Raw genomic sequence first — 25,271 nt, 5'->3', positions numbered from 1 at the left:
GACCTGGCTGGGGCGAGGGCGCTCCCCTGCTCCAGCGATCACCGACTCAGCGGGGGAAGCGGTCGTGAGCGTGGACGGACTATTGCTCGGCGGGGAGTTCGAACTCGCTCTTCGCCAACTCCTCGACGTTGACGTCCTTGAAGGTGACGACCCGAACGTTCTTGACGAAGCGGGCCGGACGGTACATGTCCCAGACCCACGCGTCCTGCATGGTGACCTCGAAGAAGACCTCGCCGTTGTCGACGCTGCGTACCTGGAGGTCGACCGAGTTCGTGAGGTAGAACCGGCGCTCGGTCTCGACGACGTAGCTGAACAGCCCGAGGACGTCGCGGTACTCGCGGTAGAGCTGCAACTCCATCTCGGTCTCGTACTTCTCGAGATCCTCCGCGCTCACGCTCGTGCCCCTTCCGTGCGGTCCTCGTCGGGGAGTCCCCCCTCGGTCTCCTCCTCCAGAACCACATCTCCATTGTTACGCAAGGCACGCCCGACGTTGACGTAGGAGAAACGATGCTCAGGACACGGACCGTGCAATTCGAGCGCCCTGCCGTGCGCACGGGTCACGTAACCCTTGTGAACATCGAAGCCGTACTCGGGATACCGCTCATGGAGGTCCACCATGATCCGGTCCCTGGTGACCTTCGCGATGATGGAGGCCGCCGCGACGCAGGCCGCGACCTGGTCGCCTTTGATCATCGGGAGGCCGGGCACGTCCAGCCCCGGCACCGCGAACCCGTCGCTGATCACGTACGCGGGACGCTTGTCGAGGGCGGCCAGGGCCCGCCGCATCCCGGTGATGTTGCACCGGTGCAGGCCCAACCGGTCGATGTCATGGCACGGGATGATGATGGCGCTCCACGCGTAGGCACGTTCGGTGATCTCCGCGTACAGCCGCTCGCGGCGCGCGGGGGTGAGCAGCTTGGAATCCGTGAGGCCGTCGATCTTCCCTCGCCCGCCCTGAAGGATCACCGCGCCGACGACCATCGGCCCCGCGCAGGCGCCCCGCCCCGCCTCGTCGACGCCGGCGACAGGACTGAAGCCCGCGTGGGCGAGAGCCCGTTCGTACGCGAACAGTCCTGCGTCCCGGCGCGGCGTGAAGCGGAGTGGACGACCGTTCATGCTCCGCAGCGTACGTCCCACCGAGCCCCGGCCGCTCCCCGAACGCCACGCTTACTGCCGTATGCCGCACCACACCGAAAATCACCCAAGCCGGGAAGCAACCCACAGGCCTTCTCCGCCCCCCGCGCCCCATGCACTGTCCCTCGACAAGTGGATCGACACCGCCGAGCAGAGGCCCCGGCACGATGACCCCTGGGAGCAGCTCGTCCACTACGTCCCGGCCGTCGGCGCGTTCAGCGAGGGCTCGCTCGAATCGCTGGCGGGCACGACCACCGTCACCGCCGAGATGGCCCGCCCCCATCCCCGCCCGACGACCGTTCGCCATTAACGAGCCGAACCGTCCTCGACGTCCTCCAGGAGGCCGTCGAGCACCTCGGTGAGGGTTCGGGCGCCCCGCAGGCCCGTCCTCGGGGGCGTGCACCTCGACGGCGCCCTCGACCAGCTCGGGGGGCCGGTGCACCACCGTCGGCGCCGCGCCCTCCCCCCCCCCCCCCCCCCCCCCCCCCCCCCCCCCCGAGGGCAGTCCGGCGCGGCTCATCACCAGCCCTAGAACTGTGGCGGGAGGCCGCGGCAGTGACCGTCCTCCTCCGCTCGCCAGAACCGAGGACCAAGCTCCACCGGGCAAAGCACACGCATAACCACGCACTGAACCTTCGCTTCAGCAGAGAGCCGACCGCACGTTGGATGATCGCAGCAACAGCAACGGGGTTCTGCTCGCTAGCGGTTTCGTCAGGGTTTCGGGCGTTTGGTTATGGCTTGTAGTGGTGGCGGCGTCTGAGGTACGCGAAGGGCAAGGTGCAGAGGATGCCCAAGGCGTAAGGGGCCGCGGGGAGGGCGGCGGCGCCGGCCTTCTCCAGGGCGGGTTGTTTGAAGGTGGACGGGATCGGGAGAGTGCCGAGGCGGTCCAGGGGCCAGACGATGACGAAGGCGCGGCCGATGACGCGGTCGATCGGGATGGTGCCGCCGCCCGGGTCGCCGCGGTGGGAGCGGGAGTCGTAGGACAGTTCGCGGTGGTCGCCCATCACCCAGAGCTGACCCGGCTTCACGGTGACGTCGAAGGGGTCGTTGGAGGGCTTGTTCTGCTCATGGGTGACCGGGTCGGTGAAGAGGTAGGTCTTCTCGTCCAGGGGGACCCCGTTGACGGTGACGCGGCCTTGTGCGTCGCAGCACTTGACGTGGTCGCCGGGGATGCCGATGACGCGCTTGATGTAGTCCTTCTCGTTGGGCGCGACGCCGAAGGCGGTGCCGACGGCGCGCAGCGCCTTGGAGACGGGATTGCCGGGCTCGGCGACCTGGACCTCGGGGTCCCAGGAGTCGAGGCCGTTGAAGACGATGACGTCACCGCGGGCGATGTCGCGGGTGTGGTAGACGATCTTGTTGACCAGGACGCGGTCGCCGACCTGGAGGGTGTTCTCCATGGAGCCGGACGGGATGTAGAACGCCTGGACCGCGAAGGCCTTGATGACGAGGGCCAGCACGACGGCGACCACGATGAGGACGGGAAGCTCTTTCCAGAAGGAGCCCTGCTTCTTCTTTCGCTTGCCGTCTTCTTCGGAGTCGTCGGCCGTTTCATCGGCCGAGTCCACGGGCTCCTTCTCTTCGGGCACCGCGCCCTCGGCTTCGGATCGCACGTCTCTCCGATCGTCCTCGTCAGTCATCAGAGCGAAAGCCTAGCGGCGCGGTGCCCGTGGGACGCCGCGCGTGGGCGTGTCGCCGACGGCCAAGTCGATCATCTCCATCCAGAACGGGCAACGCCCCGGGCACCGTCGCGGGTTCCCGGGGCGTCGTGGTCCATCTGCTCAGTGCTCGCGCTTCTCCTTGATGCGCGCGGCCTTGCCGCGCAGGTTGCGCAGGTAGTAGAGCTTGGCGCGGCGGACGTCGCCGCGGGTGACGACCTCGATCTTGTCGATGGAGGGGCTGTTCAGGGGGAACGTCCGCTCGACGCCGACGCTGTAGCTGACCTTCCGGACGGTGAAGGTCTCGCGGGCGCCGCCGCCCTGACGCCGGATCACCACGCCCTGGAACACCTGGATACGGCTTCGGTTGCCCTCGGTGACGCGCACGTGCACCTTCAGCGTGTCGCCCGGACGGAAGTCCGGGACGTCGGCGCGCATCGCGGCCTTCTCGATCTCCTGGATCAGGGTGTGCATCGCAGCGGTTCCTCGTGGTCGAACGCGGGCGTCGAGAGGCCCCGGTGGGTCTTCATGGGGGCGTCGCGCCGCGGAGATGGGTCTTGGGGTGCCGTGCGGTCTGCACGCACGGACGTCTCAGTCTGCCATATCTTCGCCGTCAACCGGAAAACCAGCCTCGTGCAGCACGGCGCGGTCGTGCTTGTCGAGGACCTCCGGCGCGAGGCGGGAGAGCAGTTCGGGGCGGTGCCTGGCCGTCCGGCGCAGCGCCTCGTCGCGCCGCCAGCGGGCGATCGCGCCATGGTGGCCCGAAAGAAGAATGTCCGGAACAGGCCGCTCGCGCCAGACGGGAGGCTTGGTGTAGACGGGGCCTTCCAGGAGCGATTCCATCGCACCGGGGGCGAAGGAGTCGTCGGCGACGGAGTCGGCGTTGCCGAGGACGCCGGGCAGCAGGCGGCCGATCGCCTCCACCATGACGAGGACGGCGACCTCCCCGCCGGCGAGGACGAAGTCGCCGAGGCTGACCTCGTCCACCGGCATGCGGGTGCGTGCCTCCTCGGCGACGCGGGAGTCGATGCCCTCGTAGCGCCCGCAGGCGAAGATCAACCACGGCTCCGCCGCGTACCGCACCGCGTCCGCCTGCGTGAACGGCCGCCCGCTCGGCGTCGGAATGATCAGCCGCGGCACCGGGCCGGAGGCGCCTTCCGACGTGGCCGGGGACGTCTCGTCGAGCACGGGCGGAGTGGGAAGGCCCCCGCCGGGTGCAGACGGGATCGTCCCGGACGGAGTGCCCGGAACGCGAGGTGCCAGGGCGTCGAGAGCCTCACCCCAGGGGTCGGGCTTCATGACCATGCCGGGACCGCCGCCGTAGGGGGTGTCGTCGACGGTGCGGTGCCGGTCGTGGGTCCATTCGCGCAGGTCGTGGACGCGGACGTCCAGCACTCCGGCGCGCCGGGCCTTGCCCAGGAGGGAGATGTCCAGCGGGGCGAAGTACTCGGGGAAGATCGTGATTACGTCGAGTTTCATGATTCGTCGAGCAGTCCGGGGGGCGGATCGATGACGAGCCGCCCCCCGGGAACGTCCACCTCGGGGACGAGCGCGGCCACGAAGGGGACCAGCTTCTCGCCCCCGGCCCCGCGCACGACCAGAAGATCCTGGCCGTGGTGCAGGACGTCCGCGACCTGGCCGACCTCGGTCCCGTCCGTGGTGACCACGGCGAGTCCGAGCAGTTCCTGGTCGTGGAAGTCGTCCGGGTCGGCGGACGTGGAGATGTCACCGGGGTCGACGACGAGCCACGTGCCGCGCAGTTCCTCCGCGGCGTCGCGGTCGCCGACCCCGGCGAAGCGCACGAGCAGGCGTCCCGAATGCCAGCGTTTCCGCTCGATGGTGAGCGGACCGGCGGTGACGGGGTCGGTGGCGATCACCGTGCCCGGGGCGAACCGGGACTCCGGCTCGTCCGTGCGGACGTCGACGGCGACCTCACCGCGAATCCCGTGCGGCCGTCCGATCCGTCCCACCACGAGCGGTTCGCTCATCGGGACGCCACTCAGCGGACCTCGTTGACGTCGAGCAGGTCGACACGCACGTAGCGGCCTCCGGAGAGAGCGCTGATCACCGTGCGCAGGGCCTTGGCGGTGCGACCGCTTCGGCCGATGACCTTCCCGAGGTCCTCGGGGTGCACGCGCACCTCCAGGACCCGGCCGCCCCTGATCCTGCGGGCGCGAACCCGGACGTCGTCCGGATTCTCGACGATCCCGCGGACCAGGTGCTCGAGCGCTTCTTCGAGCACGTCAGCCCTCGCTCTTGGCTTCGTCGGTCTCGGTGGCCTTCGCCTCGGGCTTCTTCGGCTCGGCCTTCTTCTTGCCGCGGGTCGCGGTGCCGGCGGCCTCGTCGTCGCCCAGCGACTCCTTGACGGCGGCCTCGAACGCGGCCTTCTTGTCGGCCTTCGGCTCGGCGACCTTGAGGGTGCCCTCGGCGCCCGGCTCGCCCTTGAACTTCTGCCAGTCGCCGGTGATCTTCAGCAGGTTGAGCACGGGCTCGGTCGGCTGCGCGCCGACACCCAGCCAGTACTGCGCACGCTCAGAGTCGATCTTGATGAGCGAGGGCTCCTGCTTGGGCTGGTAGAGCCCGATCTCCTCGATGGCCCGCCCGTCCCGCTTGGTGCGGGCGTCGGCGACGACGATCCGGTACTGCGGGTTCCGGATCTTCCCCAGACGCTTGAGCTTGATCTTGACTGCCACGGGTGTGGTGTACTCCAACTTCATCACTGGATGGGCGGGCCCGCGCCAGGTGGGGAACACCGGCTCACGGCCGCCCGATGGACTCCGGCCGCGCAGGACGAGAGAGGGCGCCTCGCGATTCCGGGTTTCCAGCCTGTCATTCTGCCAGACGTTCGCCGCGAAAGCGCAATCGCGCCGCCCGGGTGTCGCCTCTTCGCCCCAACGCCCAGGCCGCCCGCAAGCGACACCCCTCCTCAACGCCCACCGCACCCCTTCACCGGTGACCGGCTGCGGACGCAGCGGATCGACGCGTCCACTGCATCTCAAGCGGCGGAGGCACTGTGCGGGCGGGATCCGCACACCAGGACACGTGCCTCTCACCGACCCACCAGCGCCGGACCGCGCCCATCCATAGCTTTCCTGCCCCAGCCGAGCGAACAACCCAGGCCACACGAACCGCGCGGGTGGGGCGTGGGCTGGTTCTGAGGGGCGGCGGGCTGGGGCCAGGTTTGGGTTTTCTGGCGCGCGCTACGGACGGGCCAGGCGCACAGAGCGTGTGAGCGGTGGGGCGTGGGCGGCGTTGCGGGCCGACGTCCCCGCCGCGCGGGCCGGGTTGTTCGGGCCGCGCGGCGGGGGTCAGAAGTTACTTCTTTTTGCGGCTCTGGAGCTTGTTCAGGTCGGGCATCTGGAAGCCAGGGGGGAGCTGGCCGCCGCCCAGGCCGGGCGGGAGCTGGCCGCCGCCGAGGCCGGGCGGGAGGCCCTTCGGTGCGCCCTCGGCCGCGGGGGCCTGCTCCTGGGGGCCCTTGCCCGCGGCGCGCTTGCGGGGGTCGCCGCTGCGCTGCTTGCCCTTCTTGTTCTTGGCCGCCTTCGCCGCCTTGGTGGCCTTGCGGCGGCCGCCGGGCATGCCGGGCAGGCCCATGCCGCCGGCCATCTGGCGCATCATCTTCTGCGCGTCGAAGAACCGGGTGACGAGGCTGTTGACCTCGCCGACGCCGACGCCGGAGCCCTTGGCGATGCGGGCCCGCCGGGAGCCGTTGATGATCTTCGGCTGGGCGCGCTCCTGCGGGGTCATCGAGCGGATGATCGCGGCGATGCGGTCCAGGTCGCGGTCGTCGATCTGGCTGATCTGGTCGCGGACCTGGCCCATGCCCGGCATCATCCCGAGCAGGTTCCCGATCGGGCCGAGCTTGCGGATCATCATCATCTGCTCGAGGAAGTCCTCGAGGGTGAAGTCCTCGCCCGAGGCGAACTTGCTGGACATCTTCTCGGCCTGCTCGGCGTCGAACGCCTGCTCGGCCTGCTCGATCAGGGTGAGGATGTCGCCCATGTCGAGGATCCGGCCCGCCATGCGGTCCGGGTGGAAGACGCTGAAGTCCTCGAGCTTCTCGCCCGTGGAGGCGAACATGATGGGGCGTCCGGTGATGTGCCGGACGGACAGGGCCGCGCCGCCGCGCGCGTCGCCGTCGAGCTTGGTGAGGACGACGCCGTCGAAGCCGACGCCGTCCATGAAGGCCTGGGCGGTGTTGACCGCGTCCTGGCCGACCATGGCGTCGACGACGAACAGGATGTCGTCGGGCTGGACGGCGTCGCGGATGTCGACGGCCTGCTGCATCATCTCGGCGTCGATGCCGAGGCGGCCGGCGGTGTCGATGACGACGACGTCGTGCTGGGCGTGCCGGGCCTGGTCGATCGAGCGGCGCGCCACGTCGACCGGGTCGCCGACGCCGCTGCCGGGCTCGGGAGCGAACACCGGGACCCCGGCCCGCTCGCCGACGACCTGGAGCTGCTGGACGGCGTTGGGACGCTGGAGGTCGGCCGCCACCAGCATCGGCGTGTGGCCCTCCTGCTTCAGCCAGCGGGCCAGCTTGCCGGCGAGGGTGGTCTTGCCGGCGCCCTGCAGGCCCGCGAGCATGATCACGGTCGGCGGGGTCTTGGCCAGCCGGATCCGCCGGGTCTCGCCGCCGAGGATGGTGATGAGCTCCTCGTTGACGATCTTGACGACCTGCTGCGCCGGGTTCAGCGCCTGCGAGACCTCCGAGCCCTGCGCCCGCTCCTTGATCTGCGCGATGAAGTCCTTGACCACGGGGAGCGCGACGTCGGCCTCAAGGAGCGCGATCCGGATCTCGCGGGCGGTCGCGTTGATGTCGGCCTCGGAGAGCCGGCCCTTGCTGCGCAGCGACGAGAAGACCGTCGTCAACCGGTCGGAGAGCGTCTCGAACACGTGTCTGGACCGTCCTTGGAAAGCTTTTGGGATCGCCTATCAGCGTATCGGGTCGCCGGGCGAGCCCCGCCCCCTCCGGGAACCCGTTCAGTGAAGGGCTCTCAGGACCCGGGTCCGGACGGCGGCCAGCGCGTCGGGGTCGTCGAGCGGACGGCCGTGTTCGTCGACCGTGTAGAAGACGTCCACGGCCTCGGCGCCGAGGGTGTCCACCTGGGCCGCGCGGACCTGCAGGCCGCAGGATCCGAGCGCCTGCCCGACGCGCCACAGGAGGCCGGGGCGGTCGTGCGCGCGGACCTCGACGACGGTGGCGGTCCGCGACGCGTCGTCCACGATCGTGACGCGCGGGGGCGGCACCGTGACGCCGGGCCGGATCCGGACGGACCGCGCCCGCCGTTCGAGGCGCTCGGCAACGTCGAGGCGCCCGGCGAGCATCCGCCGCAGGTCCGCCTCCAGGCCGGCCGGGTCCGGCGGGGTCCCGTACTCGGGGACGGCCGTGAAGTCGAGCACCGCCGTCTGGGCCGACGGGGCCGCCGGCGAGGAGATCGTGCGCGCGGTCTTCACGGCCAGGCGGTGCAGGGCGAGGACGCCGGCGGCGCGCCAGAGCAGTCCCGGCCGGTCGGGGGCGGCGATGGTGATCCGGGAGCCCGTCACGCGGACGGCGGCGCCGTCGTGGCGGGCCAGGGCGAGGTGGTCGGCGGCGAGCGCGGGAGCGGGCGGGGGCGTGCCGCCGGAGAGCGCGGCGGCGGCGCGGCGGGCGAGTTCGGCGACGAGGCCGGCCTTCCAGGCGCCCCAGGCGGCGGGGCCGGTGGCGCCGCCGTCGGCGACGGCGAGGGCGGCGAGGAGGTCGACGACCTCGCGCTCGCGGCCGGGCGCGCCGGACACGGCGGCGGTGACGGTCTGGACGGTCACGGGGTCGTCGATGTCGCGGCGGGTGGCGGTCTCGGGGAGCAGCAGGTGGTGCCGGACGACGGTCTCGAGGACGCGGAGGTCCTCCTCCGGGAAGCCGAGGCGGGCGCCGATGTCGCGGGCGACGACGGCGCCGGAGGTGGAGTGGTCGCCGGGCAGGCCCTTGCCGATGTCGTGCAGGAGGGCGCCGACCAGGAGCAGGTCCGGACGGGCCACCTCGCGGGTCAGGGCGGCGGCGCCCGCGGCGGTCTCGACGAGGTGGCGGTCGACGGTGAAGCGGTGGACGGGGTTGCGCTGCGGGCGGTTGCGGACGCGCTCCCAGTCGGGCAGCAGCCGGACGATCAGTCCTGCCTGGTCGAGGGCCTCCCACACGGCGATGGCGGCGGGACCGGCGCCGAGCAGGGACACGAGCGCGTCGCGGGCCTCGGCGGGCCAGGGGACGGGCGGGAGGGCGGCGTGCTCGGCGAGCCGGGCGACCGTGGCGGGGGCGAGCGGCAGGCCCGTCTGGGCGGCGGCCGCGGCGACGCGCAGGACGAGGGCCGGGTCGTTCAGATCGGCGTTCCGGGCGAGGACGACCTCGCCCTCGTGCTCGACGGCGCCGTCCCCGACCGGCCTGCGCTCCACGCCGCGCCGGCCCGCGCCCTGCGGCACGCCGGGGGGCTGCCGGTGCTTGGCCCGGGTGAAGTTCTCGACGCGGCGCCACAGGTGGGACGCCTGGTAGGTGACGGTGCGCGCGGCCTCGGCGATCGAGCGTTGCAGGACGTCGGCGTCCGGAAGGCCGAGCGCGCGAGCCACGGCCTCCTGTTCCTGGAGGACGAGGCGGTCGGTGGAGCGGCCGGTGACCTCGTGGAGGGCATGCCGGATGTCGAGGAGGAGGTCGTGGGCGGCGCGCACCCTGGCGTCCGGGGCGGAGGCCACCCAGGACGCCGCGACGGCGTGCATGACGTGGACGTCCCGCAGCCCGCCGTGGGCCTCCTTCAGGTCGGGTTCGAGCAGGAACGCCAGCTCGCCGTGCGTCTCCCAGCGTTCGCGGCACATCGCCGCCAGCTCGGCCAGCCGGAACGGCGCGTCCGCGCGCCAGTCGGCGAGGACGGCGGCGCGCAGCTCGTCCACGAGGGCCTGGTCTCCGGCGACGCGGCGCGCCGACAGCAGGCCGAGGGCGGCCTTCATGTCGCCTCTCGCCACGGTCCGGGCCTCGGCGACGGTGCGGACGGAGTGGTCGAGCCGCAGCCCGGAGTCCCAGACCGGGTACCAGACGCGGTCGGCGATCGCCGCGACGCCGGCCAGGCCGCGATGCAGCAGGACGAGGTCGAGGTCGCCGCCGGGCGTCAGCTCGCGCCGCGCATGGCTTCCCACCGCGACGAGCGCCACCCCCTCCGGCATCAGAGCGTCGCTCACCGCGAAAGCGCCACCCTGCAAACTTCCATTCTGCAAGCCGTCACTTTGGAGGCCGCGCGTTTGAAGGTCGCTTAGCGAGCCACCGCTCCGCAGGTCGCGCTCGCGCAGGCTGCCACTCTGAGGGTCGCCCTGGGAGCCATTGCCTGACGAGGCCTCGCCTGGTGAGACATCACCCGGCACGACGCCCTGCGTGGCATCGCTGGGTGAGTCGCCGCCGTGCGGGGGACGCGATGTCTCGGCTGGGGAGGAGGCTTGCCGCGGGGATCCGGTCTCGGGGTGGGGCGGGGTGACGGCCAGGAGGGAGGTCAGCCAGCGGTCGAGGTCGGCGGCGCGGGAGGCGCGGGCGGCGGCCAGGGCGGCGCGGGCCGGGCCAGAGGCGCCGCCGGCCGGAGCGGGCGCGGGGGCCCGGTCTCCGGCCGGCGGGTGGGCGAGGGTCACCGTGCCCCCTAGAGGGCTTCCGGTCCGGTCTCGCCCGTGCGGACCCGGACGACGGTGTCGACCGGCACGGCCCACACCTTCCCGTCACCGATCTTGTCCGTGCGGGCCGCCTTGACGATCACGTCGATGATGTCGTCGGCGTCCTCGGCCTCGACCAGGACCTCGACGCGGAGCTTGGGCACCAGGTCGACCTGGTACTCGGCGCCCCGGTAGACCTCGGTGTGGCCCTTCTGCCGCCCGTAGCCGCTGGCCTCGCTGACGGTCATCCCCTTGACCCCGAAGGCCTCCAGGGCCTTCTTCACCTCGTCCAGCTTGAACGGCTTGATGACCGCCGTGATCAGCTTCATCCCTTCGCCTCCACCTTCTTCGCCGGGACGGCCGGGGCGGGCGCCGCCGCGGTCGCCCCGGAACCGATGCCCGCGCGGATCGTGCCGAAGTCGTAGGCGGTCTCCGCGTGCGCCGTGCTGTCGATGCCGGCGGCCTCGTCGTCCTCGCTGATCCGGAAGCCCATCACCAGGTCGATCACCTTGGCGATCACGTAGGTGACGACGAAGGAGTAGGCGAGCGTCGCCAGGACGGCGACGGCCTGCTTGCCGAGCAGCGCGAACCCGCCGCCGGCGAACAGCCCGTCGGCGCCGGCGTCGTTGACGGCGGTGGTCGCCAGGAACCCGATCAGCAGGGCGCCGACGATGCCGCCGACCATGTGGACGCCGACGACGTCGAGCGAGTCGTCGTAGCCGAGCTTGTACTTCAGGCCGACCGCGAACGCGCACACCGCGCCGGCGACCAGGCCGAGGACGATCGCGCCGAGCGGGGTGACGAACGCGCAGGCCGGGGTGATCGCGACCAGGCCGGCCACCACGCCCGAGGCGATGCCGAGGGTGGTGGACGCGCCGTCGCGCAGCTTCTCCACGACGATCCAGGCGAACGCGGCGGCGCAGGTCGCGACGAGCGTGTTGATGAACGCGACGGCGGCGGTGGAGCCGGCCGACAGCGCGGACCCGGCGTTGAACCCGAACCAGCCGAACCACAGCAGCCCTGCGCCGAGCAGGACGAACGGGAGGTTGTGCGGCCGCATCGGCTCCTTCGGCCAGCCCTTGCGCTTGCCGAGCACCAGCACCAGGGCGAGCGCGGCGACGCCCGCGTTGATGTGGACGACGGTCCCGCCCGCGAAGTCCAGCGCGCCGAGGTGGAACAGCCAGCCGGACTTGCCGCCGTCCTGGCCGTCGGACCACCACACCCAGTGGGCGATCGGGAAGTACACCAGCGTCGCCCAGACCAGGGTGAACACCACCCAGGCCCCGAACTTGGCACGGTCCGCGACCGCACCGCTGATCAGCGCGACCGTGATGATGGCGAACGTCGCCTGGAACGCCACGAAGACCAGCTGCGGGATGCCCGTCCCGTCGTCGGCCGTGGCCGCGTTCTCCAGGCCGACGAGCCCCCAGTCGCCGAAGCCGCCGATGAACGAGCTGAGCCCGCCGCCGTCGCCGAAGGTGAGGGAGTAGCCGTAGACGACCCAGGCCATGCCCACCACGGCGATGCTGACGAAGCTCATCATCATCATGTTGAGGACGCTCTTGGCCCGGCTCATCCCTCCGTAGAAGAAGGCCAGGCCCGGTGTCATCAGCAGAACGAGCGCGGTGCTCGTCAGCATCCAGGCGGTACTACCGCTATCGATCTTCATCTCTGAGCGCGTCCCTCCTCGCCAGGAACTTCGAACTGCTCAGAGACTCTGGCGCGGCCGTTTCGACCGGTATGCCGCTACGTTTCCGCCATGTGAAACCCGACATCGGCGTGTTTCGCCGCTGTTTCCAAGTCCTCACATGCCGTATTCAGGCGGTTCGCGGGCCGTTTCGGGCGGGCGCGGAGCGGTTCAGTCGCCGAGGATCGCGTCCACGAACGCCTCGGGCTCGAAGGGCGCGAGGTCGTCCGGCCCCTCGCCGAGGCCCACCAGCTTCACCGGGACGCCGAGCTCGCGCTGCACCTGGACGACGATGCCGCCCTTGGCGGTGCCGTCCAGCTTGGTGAGCACCACGCCGGTGATGTTGACGACCTCGGCGAAGACCCGGGCCTGCTGCATGCCGTTCTGGCCGGTCGTCGCGTCCAGGACGAGCAGGACCTCGTCGACCGTGGCCTGCTTCTCCACCACCCGCTTGACCTTGCCGAGCTCGTCCATCAGCCCGGTCTTGGTGTGCAGCCGGCCCGCCGTGTCGACGATCACCACGTTGACCTTGGTGTCGATGCCCTGCTTGACGGCGTCGAACGCGACGCTGGCGGGATCGGCGCCCTCGTCCCTGCGGACGACCTGCGCGCCCACCCGCGTGCCCCACGTCTCCAGCTGGTCGGCGGCGGCGGCGCGGAAGGTGTCGGCGGCGCCCAGCAGCACGGTGTTGCCGTCGCCGACGAGGACGCGGCCCAGCTTGCCGCACGTGGTGGTCTTGCCGGTGCCGTTCACGCCGACGACCATGAGGACGGCGGGACGGTCACCGTGCGCCTCGGTGTGCAGCGAGCGGTCGATGTCCGGGCCGATCTGCTTGAGCAGCTCCTCCTTGAGCATCGCCCGGACCTCCTCCGGGCTGCGCGTTCCGAGGACCTGGACGCGCGTCCGCAGGTCGTCGGTGACCTGCCGGGCCACCGCCGTGCCCATGTCGGCGGTGATCAGGGTGTCCTCGATCTCCTCCCAGGCGTCCTCGTCGAGCGTGTCGCGCGACAGCAGGACGAGGAGGGTCTTGCCGAAGGCGTTCTGGGAGCGGGCGAGGCGGGCCCGCAGCCGCACGAGCCGCCCCGCGCCGGGCGGCGGCCGCTCGATCTCGACGGTGGGCCGCGGCGGCGCGGCCTCCGTCGGCGGCGCCTTCTCGATCGTGGGGGCCTCGGCCTCCGCCACGTCGGCGGCGGTGGCGCCGCCGGTGCGTTCGGACGGGCGCTCGACCGGCGGGCGCGGGCGGGTCCGGCGCGGCCGCAGCAGCGTGACGCCGCCGATGATCAGCGCGATCACGGCCAGCGCGGCGATGACGATCACATATTCCATAACGCCCCCAGTTTTCCAGACGAGCACTCCCGCGCGAAAACGCTGCGCCGGGCCCGCCGATCATGCGGCGAGCCCGGCCGGGCGCGCAACCGCGCGGGACTCCCGAACGCCCCGGCGCCCGCGCCGGGACGGTAGATCAGGCATTACCCCCAGGGAGGGATGCCCGTTCGGAGGACTCCCACTCGTCGACGTTGCGGAGCAGTGCCTCCAGGTAGGAGCGCAGGTGGGTCCGGTAGACGTCGCTGTAGGTGCGCAGATAGGCGATCTCGCGCTCCAGCGCGAGGCGTTCTCCGTCCGGGAGGGTCCCGGAGCCCGGCGAGGGCGCGGGCGCGGGCTGCGGCGGGGCCGTGCGGACGGCCGCCTCGGCGACCGCGGCCGCCTTGCGGTGGGCGTCCTCCAGCATCTGCTCCGCGCGTCCCTTCGCGTCGGAGAGGATCGCCTCCCGGTGCAGCCTCGCCTCGTGCGCCAGTTCCCTGGTGTAGCGCTCGGCGTCCGCCACGTACAGGTCGGCGGTCTGCTGGGCCTGCGACAGGATGCGGACGGCCTGGAAGTGGGCGTCCTCGGGCGCCATCACGCCGCGGCCGCCGGAGGCCGCCTGGGCGCGCAGCCGGTTCACCTCGTCGGCCAGGGCGGCCTTGTCGGTGAAGATCTTGACGAGTTCCCGCTCCACGTACTGCAGGAAGTTGCGGACCTGCTCCTCGTCGTATCCGCGGCGCCCGAGGGCGGCCCGGGCGAACACCACCGATTGGAGTTCGCCCGGGGTCAGCCGCGACCCCTCGGAGACGACCGGAAGATTCGGGGAGTTCAACGCTCTCACCTCTGTGCGTCGGTGAAGGTTTCGAGGCGGATCCGGTCACGGGGGACGCCGAGCCGGGTCAGCTGCTCGACGGTGTGCCCGACCATGACGGACGGCCCGCACACGTAGGCGTCGTGACCGTCCCAGGGGCCGCGCCTGGCGACCACGTCGGACAGGTTGCCGTGCTCGACGCCGTCGTCCCCCGAGTGGAGCAGCGAGGAGAACCCGTGCCCGCCCGGTTCGTCCGACACGGCCGGGACGACGGTGAGCCACGGGAACCCGTCCGCCAGTTTGGCCAGGTCCTCCAGGTCGTAGAGGCCGTCGCGGCTGCGGGCGCCGAAGAACAGGTGCACGCGCGGCGGGACGGCGCGGCGGGAGATCTGCTCCAGGATCGCCTTGAGCGGGGCCAGGCCGGTGCTGCCCGCGACGAGCAGGACGTCCCGCGGGGAGCTCTCGTCCAGCGTGAGCGTGCCGATGGGGGCGCCCATGCGGACGCGGTCGCCGGCCTGGGTGCCGCGCACCAGCACGGGGCTCACCGGCCCGCCGTCCACCAGCCGGACGTGGAAGTCGACGGTGTGGTCGGGACGCGGCGCGTTCGCCATCGAGTAGTACCGCCAGTGCCGCAGCCGGGACGGCACTTCCAGCGCGACGGACTGGCCCGGCGTGTACGGCAGGGGCCGGTCGGGCTGGATCCGCAGGACGCTGATGTCGAAACGGCGGCGCTCGACGGCGACGACCTGCCCGTTCCACCAGGCGGGGCTGCTGAGGGCGTTCTCGTCGGCCGCCTCCAGCATGACCTTGGCGACGAGGCCGTAGGCGGCGTTCCAGTCGCTCTCGATGTCATCGGTCCAGGCCGTCCCGGAGAAGTGCCGCAGGGTCGCCAGGAGGCTGGCCCCCACGTGCGGGTAGTGCTCGGCCACGATGCCGAACCTGCGGTGGTCACGGCCGAGCTGCTGCAGGAAGGGGACGAGGTTGGACAGGTCGTCCACCTGGGACACGATGTGCCCGAGGGCGCGCAGCAGCTTGTCGCGCTGGCCGCTCATCCCGATGGGGAACATGTCGCGCAGGTGGGGGTTGCGGACGAAGAGGTCGGAGTAGAAGAACAGCGCGACGGCGTCGCCCTTCTCGGCGACCTGCGCGAAGCTGGCCTTCAGTCGCTGGGAGTCCACGGATCAGGCGACGGGCTCCGCCGCGGCCTCCGTCATGACCTTCGCGACGACGCCGTAGGCGGCCGTCCAGTCGCGTTCGAGGTCGGCGCTCCACTCCGGGCCGCTGAAGTAGGCGAGGGTGGCGAGCAGGCTGGCGCCGACGGGCGCGTAGTGCTCGGCGATGACGCCGAAGCCGTGGTGGCGGCGGCCGAGGTCGGTGAGGAAGGGGACGAGCGCGTCGGGGTCGTCCACGGTCGAGACGATCTGCGACAGCGCCGCGATCAGCACCTCGTGCTGCTTGGCCATCGACGCGGGGAACATCCGCCTGAGCTGCGGGTCCCGCGCGAAAAGGTCGGCGTAGAAATATTCGGCGACATCCAAGCCGTTCGCTGCCACCAGGGCGAAATTGTCTTTGAGTTTCTGCGGATCCACGGGTCGCACCTCTCCGGCGGTCCTCCGTTCCGGACGGGGGGAGTCCGGTGAGGGAGCCGGAGAACCGCAGGTGCATATGGGTAGTGGATAGCCCCAGGCCACACAAGTCCGCCAGCGTCGCCAGGTCATCACGGTCGGTGCACGCCGATCCCCTCCGATTACGCGTCACCGGCGCGGACGTGAAGTCTCCAATCGGTTATAGGCCGGGGGAAGACGGCGGAGACCGCATCCGCCGTCCCGCCCGAAATGGTGACCGCTGGGCGATGTCACGTTCCAAGAGAAATGTGACGCGCATCACGGCGACCGCGAAATGGGGCGGCCTCCCGCCCGGGAGAGGTGCTGGGTGCCGCAGGCCCCTGTTACCGCAGCACCCAGCAGCCCTCCCCCGGGGCGGGCGTCCTCGACCGGCTCGACGCCCCCCCCCGGCAGAACGCCCCGGCCTCACCGATCCGTCCAGAAAGCGTTGAGGCCGCCGAACTCGCCGGTCACCTCCGATGCGGTGGGCCACCGAGCTCATCCAGCAGGACCAGAGGACGCCCGGCCCGGCGTACAACGGCGTGCCGCCATAATGCGGGCGATGCCCCGAAGGCAGCCCTTTCCGCGTTCTTCTCATGGGAAAATCCCGCCCTACCGCTCCGCAACCCTCCGGCCCGGCCCGAGCGGGACCGTCCCGCATTTCCCGTCCGGGCGCCCGAGGCACCCATAAGGAAAATGGAGCCGCGGCCGTGGGAGCCGCCGGGGCGGGCGCTCACCGCCCCTGACCTGGTGATCTTGTCGCCGCTGGCCATTCCCCGGTCAAGGCGTTAATCTTCGGCTGCCGCCTGATCATCCGGAAAGGCGGCGCTCGACAATGGGCCGACATCCCCGCCCTGAGGAAGGCACGCCATGGCTCTTCGGTTCACCTCCCGCACCGTCGGCGCGCTCGCCGTCACGGCGCTCGTGACGACATTTCTGACGTCGGGGTGCGGTGGTGACGACAAGGACGGCGGCAACAAGGTGTTCCGGCCGCCGTCCCCGTCGCCATCGGCCACCGTGCAGGAGGACACCGACCCGGGCACCCGGGAGGGGATCGAGGGCGCGCGGGCCGCGCTCCAGGCGTTCCTGCGCGGCCAGGCCTCCGGAGACCAGGGGGTGTGCCGCTACGTCGCGCAGGACGGCGACTTCCTCCGGGGCCCCGCGCTCCGCGGCGACTGCCCGGCCGGTATCCGCAACACGCCGCACCTCCTCCGGCCGCAGGAGCGGGAGGCCCTCCGGACCGTGTCCGTGAAGGGCGGCCGGCTGGCGGACGAGGAGGCGGTCATCCCGTTCTCCGCCCTGCACTCGGAGAGCGGGTCCATGACCGAGCGCACCCTCCAGGACGAGTTCACCCTGCGCCACAACGGGGAGATCTGGCAGATCGTGAAGTGACACCGGACGCCCCGCCGGTCAGGGCCGGTACATGGCGATCCAGTCGACGGAAAGGGTCACGTCGCGCGTCCGGCTGACCCCCTCGGTCGTCAGCTTGGTCATCTGCGGGAACCAGTCGAGCTGGATGGCCTGCCCCATCTTCCCGGGCGGCAGGGCCTCCCGCTTCGAGGTGTGGAACCACCTGCGCCCGTCCACGTAGCCCGTGATGCCCTTGGAGTTCCACTCCACCGCGAAGGCGTGCCACTTCGTCAGGTCGATCTTCAGGTGGGAGTCCAGGCGCTGGGACTCCTTCTCTGGCCCGTAGTGCAGGAAGAAGTTGGTCCCGTTGCGCAGCCCCTTGTCGCCGTAGGTCTCCATCCAGTCGATCTCCCCGCCGCCGTTCTGCGGGTCCGTGCCGCCACCGCCGCCGACCGGCCACAGCAGCAGGTTGGCGTTGTAGCACGCGCAGCCGCGGCTCACCTTGACGCGGGCCTCCCAGCGTCCGCGCTTCTGGGCGCCCTTCATCCAGGCGACGCCTCCGGTGTCGCCGTTGCGCTTGCCGGTGATGCGCAGGACGCCGTTCCGGACGGTCACCGCGTTGGCGACGCGGCGGCCGCGGCCGCCGTTGCCCGGTCCCGTGTAGACCTCCCACGCGCGGCGGTCGAAAGTACGGAAGCCGTCGGAGGCGATCGGACGCCCCCACCGGTACCGTCGCGCGGCGGTCGTGGAGGCCCGCTTCTTCGCGCGCTCGGAGTCCCAGGTGTCCTCGTGGGCCCGCGGCCCCGGCTTCCCGTGCGCGGTGGCGGGCTCCCCGTAGGCGATGGCGGGCGCGGACCTCTCGAGGGAACCGACGGCGCGGGCGGGCGTCCGGCCCGGGGGCGCCTCAGCGGCGGCGGCGAGCGCGAACGAGCAGCCGGCGGCCAGCACTCCGCCGGTCATCATGGCCATTCTGGTACGGGTCGGCAAAAGCACGACTTTCCTCCGGGCGGCGAATTAAGCGAAGGCCCGGCGGGAATTGCACCGTCCTTCTCGTACTCCGTTCACCGGAACGCTATCGACGGCCCGCGGGCGCCCCTAGGGCCCTAGGGCCCTAGCGGCGGGGGGTGCGGGCCCCAATCGCGGAGGCCCTGCTCAGCCGCCGGGGGGCATCCCGAGCCAGGTCACGATGGCCGTGGCCCGGTTGGGCGCGCCGAGTTTCGCATAAATGCGATTGATGTAGTTCTTGACGGTTTTCTCGGTGAGAAATAGCTTGGCCGCGATGTCGTGATTCGCATGACCGCGCACGATCAGATCCATGACCTGGACCTCGCGGGCGGAAAGTCCGAAGCGCGCGCGCTGCTCGGCCGGATCGGCCGCGGGCGCCGCAGGGCGGCCCGTCCGCGCGGCGTCGATGAGCGCGGCGCTGGCCGCGTGCGAGAGGGGGTGGGCCCGGTGGCGGACGGTGTCCCGGATCGCCTCGGCGAGCTCGTCCACCGTGAAGGTGTTGTGCACGAGGTAGCCGACGGCGCCGTTGCGGACGGCCGACAGGATCACCTCGGGCTCCTCCACCTGGGTCAGCATGATCACGCGGCTGGTCCGGCTCAGCGCGGCGGCGGCGCTCACCCCGTCGACGCGCGGCATCCGGACGTCGAGCAGCACCACGTCGGGGACGAGCCGCCAGGCCATCTCCTCGGCCTCGCGCCCGTCGCCCGCCTCGCCCACCACCTCGATGTCGTCGGTGGCCTCCAGCGCGGAGGTGAGGCCGGCGCGGATGAAGGCGTTGTCGTCCACGACCATGACGCGGTACCGCGCGGGTTCGTCCATCACCGGCTCCCGAGCGCGGCGCGCGCGGGCTCGGGCTCCGGGCCCGCCGCGGGGATCGACGCGGTGACCTCGGTGCCGCCGCCCGGGACGGAGCGCACGGCCAGCCGGCCGCCCGCCCTCCTGGCCCGCTCGTGCATGCCGACGAGGCCGTAGTGTCCGCCGCGGGCGAGCGCCTCCAGCCATCCGGGGTCGTCCGGCCTGCCGGGCATGCCCCTGCCGTCGTCGCGCACGCGCACCTCCAGTTCGCCGGCGTTGACCGCCGCGATGATGTCGACGCGGGACGCCTCCGCGTGCCGCCCCACGTTCTCCAGCGCCTCACGCACGATCGTGACCATCTCGCGCCGGGCCGGCGCCGGGAGGTCCGCGCCCGCCTCGGCGTCCACCCGCACCGGGACGCCGGTGCGGCTCTCCCACTCCCCCGCCAGCACCCGTACGGCGTCGACCAGCGGGACGCCTGCCGAGTCGTCGCGCAGTTCGGCGATGAGCGAGCGCGCCTCGCGGGTGGCGACCTGGGCGGCGGTGGCGATGCGCCGCGCCTCCTGCTCGGCGCGGTCGGGGGACTTGCGGACCCAGCTCGGCAGGCCGTTGGCCGACAGGGCGATGCCGGACAGCGTCGCGGTCAGCGAGTCGTGCATCTCGCGGGCCAGCCGGGTGCGCTCCTCCGCGGCCATCGCCTGCGCCTCCATCCGCCAGCGCGTCTCCTCGGCGTCGGCGTGCTCGTCGAACAGGCGGCGCAGCACCGTGCCGACGAGCGCCGCGACCCCGTAGAAGACGGGCAGCATGACGAGCAGCGGCATGGTGACGCCCCCGCCGCCGTCGTCGGCGGGCGCGTTGCGGTAGAGCGCCGCGTAGTACAGGACGGCCTGCTGCGCGCACAGCAGCGCGGTGACCGGCCATCGGTACAGCAGCCCCGCCAGGCCGGCGGTCACCACCGTCACGAGGAAGTAGGGGCCGAAGATCCCGCCCACCTGCAGCACCGCGTAGCCGATGAGCACGTCGAAGGCCAGCAGCGCGGGCTGCTCGAACAGCCGCAGGACGACCTTCTCCCAGCCCGCCAGCACCACCCCGGAGACCACGGCCGCCAGGACGAGCACGCCGAGCGCCCAGGGGTCGCCGCGCACGTGCCCGTCCACCACCACGGTCACCCCGATGACGAGCACGCGCAGCTGCATCAGCAGGACGAACGTGGTCCCGACCCTGGTCTCGACAGAACGCCGCAAGCCAGACGGAACCGATGCACCGGAGCGCGGCATCGCGGAAGCCCCTCCAGTTGACGAGCGCCGAGTCATGACTCCCTTGATCTTGTCAAAGACCGCATAGCGAACATTAGTCATTCCGGACGAGGAGATCGCTACGATGCCCACGAGAACAGGCGTTCCCGTTCGCGGGAGGACACCGGTGCAGGCGCCGAGAGCGGTTCCGCATCCGGAGGAGGCGCGTGACCCGGCCGACCTGCTCGACCTGATGCGCCGCCTGCAGCAATGGTCCGGCCTGCCCCTTTCCGAGCTCGAGGAGCGGATGAACGCCGACGGTGTGGTCGCCCCCTCAGGGCTCGACGCGCTCCTCAGCGGGAGGGCGCTGCCGAGCCGAGGGCTGGTGACTGCTTTTTTGGCCACATGCGGCCTCGTTCCGGACGAGCGCACGCGGTGGCTGCGGGTCTACGACCGGCTGTGCGGCCCCGCCGCCGTGGAGGGCGACCGGCGCGTGGCGGGACGGCCGGCGCTGAACCGCGGCCCGGCTGCGCCTCCGGATCCTCCCCTCGCTCCTCCCCCCGTCCAGGCCCCGGCCCCCGCCCTTGCCTCCGCCCCGCCGTCCGGGAGCGGCTCCTCCGGGAGCGGCTCCTCCGGAAGCGGCTCCTCCGGGCGGCACGCGGCGTCGCCGCCGGGCCCGCGGCACCGCAAGAAGTCCCCGCGCGGGAACACCGACCGCCGGCCGGTGTCGCTGCTCGTGGCTGCGCCCGCGATCATCACGCTCGGCGTGGTGGTCACGACGCTGGCGGGGGTGTTCGGCGGTGGAGGCGAAGGCAGGCCCCACCGGCCGCAGGCCTCGCCGGGCGCGCCCAGGTCGGCGACGCCCCCCGCCGGGTGGTACACGATCATGCCCATCACCGGCGAGCGGACCGGCGACTGCCTGTCGATCCTCCCGGACGAAGAGCTCAACCCGCAGCTGGCACAGGACAAGTGCGTCGCGGAGGACAGGCTCCAGCGGATATGGCTCGCCTCCGTCCCCAGCAGCGCCGGGACGTTCCAGCTCAAGGCGTGGACGCCGAAGGGCAAGCTGTGGTGCACGACGCTCGACAAGAAGACCGAGCGGGCCACGCTGCACATGAAGTCGTGCGGGGACGACGATCCGCTGCAGCGGTTCGGGCTGGCGCCGGCGGGCAAGCCGGTGAAGGGCGGGCAGCCGTTCAACATCGTCCCGGAGGCGACCCGCGACCATGACATGTGCATGGGCGTCGACATCCGGATCAGCGGGGGGCTGGAAACGATCCTCGCCTCGTGCGGCAACACCGGAGTGCGCGGCTTCCTCTTCACCCCCGCCGCCGAGCCGTGACCGCGCGGCGGTCAGTCGAGGTCGCGCAGGCGCTGACTGACGACCTGGGTGACGCCGTCGCCGCGCATGCTGACGCCGTAGAGGGCGTCGGCGCCCTCCATGGTGCGCTTCTGGTGCGTGATGACGATCAGCTGTGACGACTCGCGCAGCTCCTCGAAGACCGTGATGAGCCGCTGGGTGTTGGTGTCGTCGAGCGCGGCCTCGACCTCGTCCAGCACGTAGAACGGGGACGGGCGCGCCTTGAACACGGCGACGAGGAACGCGATGGCCACCAGGGACCTCTCGCCGCCCGACAGCAGCGACAGCCGCTTGACCTTCTTGCCCGGCGGGCGGGCCGCGACCTCGACGCCCGTGGTGAGCATGTCGCCCGGCTCCGTCAGCGACAGGCTTCCCTCGCCGCCGGGGAACAGCCGGGCGAAGATCCGCTCGAACTCGCGGGCGGTGTCCTCGTAGGCGGTGGCGAACACCTGCTGGACGCGGTCGTCGACCTCCTTGACGAGGCCGAGCAGCTCCCGCTGGGTCTTCTTCAGATCCTCCAGCTGGGAGGTGAGGAACGCGTGCCGCTCCTCCAGGGCGGAGAACTCCTCCAGCGCGAGCGGGTTGACCTTCCCGAGCTGGTTCAGCTGCCGCTCGGCGGTCTTGGCGCGCTTCTCCTGGACGGCCCGCTCGTACGGGGCGGGCCGCGCGTCCTCGCCCTTGTCCGGGTCGGGCGGGACGGGCTGGTCGGGCCCGTACTCCGACACCAGCGCCTCGACCTCCAGGCCGAACTCCTCCAGGGCCCGCTGCTCGAACTGCTCCAGCCGCAGCCGCTGCTCCGCGCGCGCGACCTCGTTGCCGTGCACGACGTTGACGAGGCGTTCGAGGGTCGAGGACAGCTCGCGCACCTGCCCGCGGACGACCTTCAGCTCGGCCTCGCGCGCCGCCTTGGCCTGCTCCGCGGCCTCACGGCGGCGCACCGCGGCGGCGAGGGAGTGCTCGATGCGCTCCAGTGCCGCGCGGGCGCCCCGCAGGACGGCCCTGGCGACCCGGGCCTGCTCCTCCCGGCGGGCGCGGAGCTGCGCGGCGCGGGCGCGCTCCTCACGCTCGCGGTGGGCGCCGCGTTCGAGCGCGTCGGCGCGTCCGGCGATGGCCTGGACGCGCTCCTCGGCGGTCCGGACCGCGAGCCGCGCCTCCATCTCCACGGTGCGCAGCTCCTGGCAGCGGGCGTTCAGCTCGTCGCGCGCCTCGGTGTCGTGCCCGGCCTCGTCGGCGACCTCTGCGGCCTCCTCGGCCTCGGCGAGCCGCACCGCCAGCTCCTCGGCCGCCTCGGTGTCGCGTTCGAGGGACTCCCCCGCCGCGTCGAGGGCCTTGGTCAGCCGCTCGGCCTCGCCCCGCGCGGCCCGCACGTCGGCCTCCAGGCGGGCGGCGCGCTTGGCCTCCTGCGCCGCCTGCGCGTCGAACTCCCGCAGCCGCGCGCGGACGCGGTCGAGCCCGGCCTGCGCGCGGTCGACCCCCACCCGGGCGTCACCGGCCGCGGCCTCGGCCGCCTCGACGGCGGCCTGGGCGGCCTGCTCGCGCTCCACCGCCCCGGTGAGCCCGTCGGCGGCGGCGGCAGCGGCGGTCTCGGCCGCGGCGAGATCCTCGGCGGCCTGGTCGAGCGTCGCGCGCATCTGCAGGAGGCCCTGCCCCCCGCCCGCGCCGCCGCCCTGCGCCCAGTACGCCCCGACGAGCTCCCCGTCCCGCGTGACGGCCCGCAGCGACGCCTCCCCGCGCACCAGCGCGGCCGCGGCGGGAACGTCTTCGACGACGACCACGTCCCGCAGCAGATGCTCGAACGCGGGACGCACGGAGTCCGGGACGCTGACCGCGTCGATCGCGTAGTCGGCCCCGGCGACCCGCTCGCCCCGCACGGGCGCCCCGCCCCCGACGACCAGCCCGGCGCGCCCGGCGTCGCGTGAGCGCAGCAGCGCAAGAGCGGACTCCGCGGTGTCCAGGGACCCGACCGCGACGGCCTCGGCGGCGCCGCCGAGCGCGGCGGCGATGGCCGTCTCGTACCCGGGCCGGACGTTCAGCAGCGACGCCACCGTGCCCAGCACCCCGCCGAGCGACCCGTCGGAGGCCGCCGACAGCAGCGCCTCCCCGCCGTCGGCGGCACTGGCGAGCGTCAGGTTCAGGGCCTCGATCCGCGCCTGAAGGGCCGCGATCCGCTTCTGCGCCGTCTGGTCGGCGGTGCGGGCCGCCCCGACGGCCGACCGGGCCTCCTTCAGCGCGCGGCGCGGGCCGTCCACGGCGGCGCGGGCGGTCTCGGCGGCGTCCTTGGCCGCGGCGAGCGCCTCCTGCGCGGCCTCGTGCTCCGCCGCGAGCGCGGGATCCTCGACGACCTCGGCCTCGAACGCCTCGAACTCGGCCTGCGCGGCCTCGGCGCGCTGGTCGGCCTCCTCCCGCGCGTCCGCGAGCCGGCCGATCTCCGACCGTCCCGCCTGCGCCTTGCTGCGCAACGCCTCGACCCGGCCGCGCAGCCGCGCCAGCTCCTCGCGGCGGTCGGCGGCGGCACGGGCGGCGGACTGGAGCCGCCGCTCCTCTGCGGCGAGCGCCTCCTCGGCCGCCGACCGCTCCCGCACCGCATCGGAGAGCCCGTCGCGGGCCTCGTCCAGCGCCTCGCGGAGCATCTCCTCCTGCTCGCGGATCTCGGCGGCCTCGCGCTCCATGTCCTCGGGATCGCGGCCGCGCCGCTCCTCCCCGCGCGCCTCGGCGGCGTTGCGGTGCCGCTCGGCCGCGAGGTCGGCGACGCCGCGGAGCCGCTCCTTCAGCGCCGACAGCTGGAACCAGGTGTCCTGGACCTGCGCGAGCCTCGGCGCCTGCTCCGCCTCCTCAGCCTCCAGGACGGCCTCGCGCTCCTGCGCCCCGGCCAGCGCCCGCTCGGTCTCGGTGCGCCGCTCCCGGATCGCGGCCTCGTCGGCGGCCTCCTGCTCCAGCCTCGTCCGCAGCGTGACCAGGTCGTCGGCGAGCAGCCGCAGCCGGGCGTCCCGCAGATCGGCCTGGATCACCGCGGCCCGCCGCGCGATCTCCGCCTGCCGTCCGAGAGGCTTCAACTGCCGCCGCAGCTCGCCCGTCAGGTCCTGCACGCGCGTGAGGTTGCCCTGCATCGCGTCCAGCTTGCGGAGCGCCTTCTCCTTGCGCTTGCGGTGCTTGAGGACGCCCGCCGCCTCCTCGATCACCGCCCGCCGCCCCTCCGGTCCCGAGTGCAGGACCCGGTCGAGCTGCCCCTGCCCGATGATCACGTGCATCTCGCGGCCGATGCCGGAGTCCGACAGCAGCTCCTGGATGTCCAGCAGCCGGCACGCGTCACCGTTGATCGCGTACTCGCTCGACCCCGACCGGAACATCAGCCGGCTGATCGTGACCTCGGTGTAGTCGATCGGCAGCGCGCCATCGGAGTTGTCGATCGTCAGCACGACCTCGGCGCGCCCCAGCGGCGCCCGGTTGGACGTCCCGGCGAAGATGACGTCCTCCATCTTGCCGCCGCGCAGCGACTTGGCGCCCTGCTCCCCCATCACCCAGGCCAGCGCGTCCACGACGTTCGACTTCCCGGACCCGTTGGGCCCCACCACCGCGGTGATCCCCGGCTCGAACTTGAGCGTGGTGGAGGACGCGAAGGACTTGAAACCGCGCAGCGTCAAAGTCTTCAGATACACGCGCCAGGAGCCCCCCTCCTA

The 25,271-nt window shown here is 72.3% G+C and carries 22 protein-coding genes; 2 read left to right on the top strand and 20 right to left on the bottom strand.

Going from position 1 to position 25,271, the window contains the following annotated elements; translation table 11 throughout:
* Positions 1 to 79: 79 nt before the first annotated feature.
* The 16 genes from BKA00_RS00775 to BKA00_RS00700 all read right to left on the bottom strand — a co-directional run bounded on the left by BKA00_RS00775 (position 80) and on the right by BKA00_RS00700 (position 15,798).
* Positions 80 to 394: a DUF2469 domain-containing protein gene (locus tag BKA00_RS00775; protein WP_185023091.1), complete on the bottom strand. Its 315-nt coding sequence runs from the start codon at positions 392 to 394 to the stop codon at positions 80 to 82.
* A complete protein-coding gene (locus BKA00_RS00770; RefSeq protein WP_185023090.1) occupies positions 391 to 1,116 on the bottom strand; it encodes a ribonuclease HII in 726 nt (241 codons plus the stop codon). The genes BKA00_RS00775 and BKA00_RS00770 overlap by 4 nt, the downstream gene beginning before the upstream one ends.
* A gap of 749 nt (positions 1,117 to 1,865) precedes the next feature.
* Positions 1,866 to 2,747 (bottom strand): signal peptidase I, encoded by an 882-nt coding sequence (gene lepB / locus BKA00_RS00765; RefSeq protein ID WP_230299125.1) that lies wholly within the window; start codon positions 2,745 to 2,747, stop codon positions 1,866 to 1,868.
* Between the two features lie 168 nt (positions 2,748 to 2,915).
* On the bottom strand, positions 2,916 to 3,266 hold the full coding sequence (gene rplS, locus BKA00_RS00760; protein WP_149257798.1) for a 50S ribosomal protein L19: 351 nt from the start codon (positions 3,264 to 3,266) through the stop codon (positions 2,916 to 2,918).
* Between the two features lie 117 nt (positions 3,267 to 3,383).
* Entirely contained in the window at positions 3,384 to 4,271 is an 888-nt protein-coding gene (gene trmD, locus BKA00_RS00755; RefSeq protein WP_185023088.1) for a tRNA (guanosine(37)-N1)-methyltransferase TrmD, read from the bottom strand.
* The gene (gene rimM, locus BKA00_RS00750; protein WP_185023087.1) at positions 4,268 to 4,780 is read right to left on the bottom strand and encodes a ribosome maturation factor RimM; all 513 of its coding nucleotides are present in this window, start codon (positions 4,778 to 4,780) and stop codon (positions 4,268 to 4,270) included. Before rimM ends, trmD begins: the two co-directional genes overlap by 4 nt.
* An 11-nt stretch (positions 4,781 to 4,791) precedes the next feature.
* Positions 4,792 to 5,034 carry an RNA-binding protein gene (locus tag BKA00_RS00745; RefSeq protein ID WP_021598307.1) on the bottom strand — a complete coding sequence of 81 codons (243 nt, stop codon included), beginning with the start codon at positions 5,032 to 5,034 and terminating at the stop codon, positions 4,792 to 4,794.
* 1 nt (position 5,035) lies between these two features.
* Positions 5,036 to 5,485, bottom strand: a complete 450-nt coding sequence (rpsP, locus tag BKA00_RS00740; protein ID WP_185023086.1) for a 30S ribosomal protein S16 — start codon at positions 5,483 to 5,485, stop codon at positions 5,036 to 5,038.
* Positions 5,486 to 6,107: 622 nt separating this feature from the next.
* Positions 6,108 to 7,685: a signal recognition particle protein gene (gene ffh / locus BKA00_RS00735; RefSeq protein WP_185023085.1), complete on the bottom strand. Its 1,578-nt coding sequence runs from the start codon at positions 7,683 to 7,685 to the stop codon at positions 6,108 to 6,110.
* Between the two features lie 87 nt (positions 7,686 to 7,772).
* On the bottom strand, positions 7,773 to 9,989 hold the full coding sequence (locus tag BKA00_RS00730; RefSeq protein WP_230299126.1) for a [protein-PII] uridylyltransferase: 2,217 nt from the start codon (positions 9,987 to 9,989) through the stop codon (positions 7,773 to 7,775).
* 446 nt (positions 9,990 to 10,435) lie between these two features.
* Positions 10,436 to 10,774 carry a P-II family nitrogen regulator gene (locus BKA00_RS00725; RefSeq protein WP_089312877.1) on the bottom strand — a complete coding sequence of 113 codons (339 nt, stop codon included), beginning with the start codon at positions 10,772 to 10,774 and terminating at the stop codon, positions 10,436 to 10,438.
* The gene (locus BKA00_RS00720; protein ID WP_185023084.1) at positions 10,771 to 12,114 is read right to left on the bottom strand and encodes an ammonium transporter; all 1,344 of its coding nucleotides are present in this window, start codon (positions 12,112 to 12,114) and stop codon (positions 10,771 to 10,773) included. The genes BKA00_RS00725 and BKA00_RS00720 overlap by 4 nt, the downstream gene beginning before the upstream one ends.
* A 189-nt stretch (positions 12,115 to 12,303) precedes the next feature.
* Positions 12,304 to 13,458, bottom strand: coding sequence for a signal recognition particle-docking protein FtsY (gene ftsY / locus BKA00_RS00715; protein WP_185023083.1), 1,155 nt, complete (start codon positions 13,456 to 13,458; stop codon positions 12,304 to 12,306).
* A gap of 136 nt (positions 13,459 to 13,594) precedes the next feature.
* The gene (locus BKA00_RS00710; RefSeq protein WP_185023082.1) at positions 13,595 to 14,266 is read right to left on the bottom strand and encodes a DivIVA domain-containing protein; all 672 of its coding nucleotides are present in this window, start codon (positions 14,264 to 14,266) and stop codon (positions 13,595 to 13,597) included.
* A gap of 5 nt (positions 14,267 to 14,271) precedes the next feature.
* Positions 14,272 to 15,423 (bottom strand): globin domain-containing protein, encoded by a 1,152-nt coding sequence (locus tag BKA00_RS00705; protein ID WP_185023081.1) that lies wholly within the window; start codon positions 15,421 to 15,423, stop codon positions 14,272 to 14,274.
* A 3-nt stretch (positions 15,424 to 15,426) separates the two neighbouring features.
* Positions 15,427 to 15,798 carry a globin domain-containing protein gene (locus BKA00_RS00700; protein WP_185023080.1) on the bottom strand — a complete coding sequence of 124 codons (372 nt, stop codon included), beginning with the start codon at positions 15,796 to 15,798 and terminating at the stop codon, positions 15,427 to 15,429.
* Positions 15,799 to 16,719: 921 nt separating this feature from the next.
* Between BKA00_RS00700 and BKA00_RS00695 the strand changes: the two genes are divergently transcribed.
* Positions 16,720 to 17,241 carry a hypothetical protein gene (locus BKA00_RS00695; protein ID WP_185023079.1) on the top strand — a complete coding sequence of 174 codons (522 nt, stop codon included), beginning with the start codon at positions 16,720 to 16,722 and terminating at the stop codon, positions 17,239 to 17,241.
* 18 nt (positions 17,242 to 17,259) lie between these two features.
* On the opposite strand, the gene BKA00_RS00690 is transcribed toward BKA00_RS00695, so the two are convergent.
* From BKA00_RS00690 to BKA00_RS00680, 3 genes are all read right to left on the bottom strand, one after another.
* The gene (locus tag BKA00_RS00690) at positions 17,260 to 18,159 is read right to left on the bottom strand and encodes a glycoside hydrolase family 16 protein (protein WP_185023078.1); all 900 of its coding nucleotides are present in this window, start codon (positions 18,157 to 18,159) and stop codon (positions 17,260 to 17,262) included.
* A gap of 192 nt (positions 18,160 to 18,351) precedes the next feature.
* Entirely contained in the window at positions 18,352 to 19,023 is a 672-nt protein-coding gene (locus BKA00_RS00685; RefSeq protein ID WP_185023077.1) for a response regulator transcription factor, read from the bottom strand.
* Positions 19,023 to 20,243, bottom strand: a complete 1,221-nt coding sequence (locus BKA00_RS00680; RefSeq protein ID WP_185023076.1) for a sensor histidine kinase — start codon at positions 20,241 to 20,243, stop codon at positions 19,023 to 19,025. Before BKA00_RS00680 ends, BKA00_RS00685 begins: the two co-directional genes overlap by 1 nt.
* A 178-nt stretch (positions 20,244 to 20,421) precedes the next feature.
* On the opposite strand from BKA00_RS00680, the gene BKA00_RS00675 reads away from it, so the two are divergent.
* Positions 20,422 to 21,576, top strand: coding sequence for a helix-turn-helix domain-containing protein (locus BKA00_RS00675; protein WP_185023075.1), 1,155 nt, complete (start codon positions 20,422 to 20,424; stop codon positions 21,574 to 21,576).
* 11 nt (positions 21,577 to 21,587) lie between these two features.
* On the opposite strand, the gene smc is transcribed toward BKA00_RS00675, so the two are convergent.
* Positions 21,588 to 25,250: a chromosome segregation protein SMC gene (gene smc, locus BKA00_RS00670; protein ID WP_185023074.1), complete on the bottom strand. Its 3,663-nt coding sequence runs from the start codon at positions 25,248 to 25,250 to the stop codon at positions 21,588 to 21,590.
* Between the last annotated feature and the right edge of the window lie 21 nt (positions 25,251 to 25,271).

Source organism: Actinomadura coerulea (genome assembly GCF_014208105.1).
Taxonomy (GTDB): domain Bacteria; phylum Actinomycetota; class Actinomycetes; order Streptosporangiales; family Streptosporangiaceae; genus Spirillospora; species Spirillospora coerulea.
The sequence above is the reverse complement of the archived record's forward strand: the minus strand, read 5'-3'. Positions and strand labels throughout refer to the sequence as shown.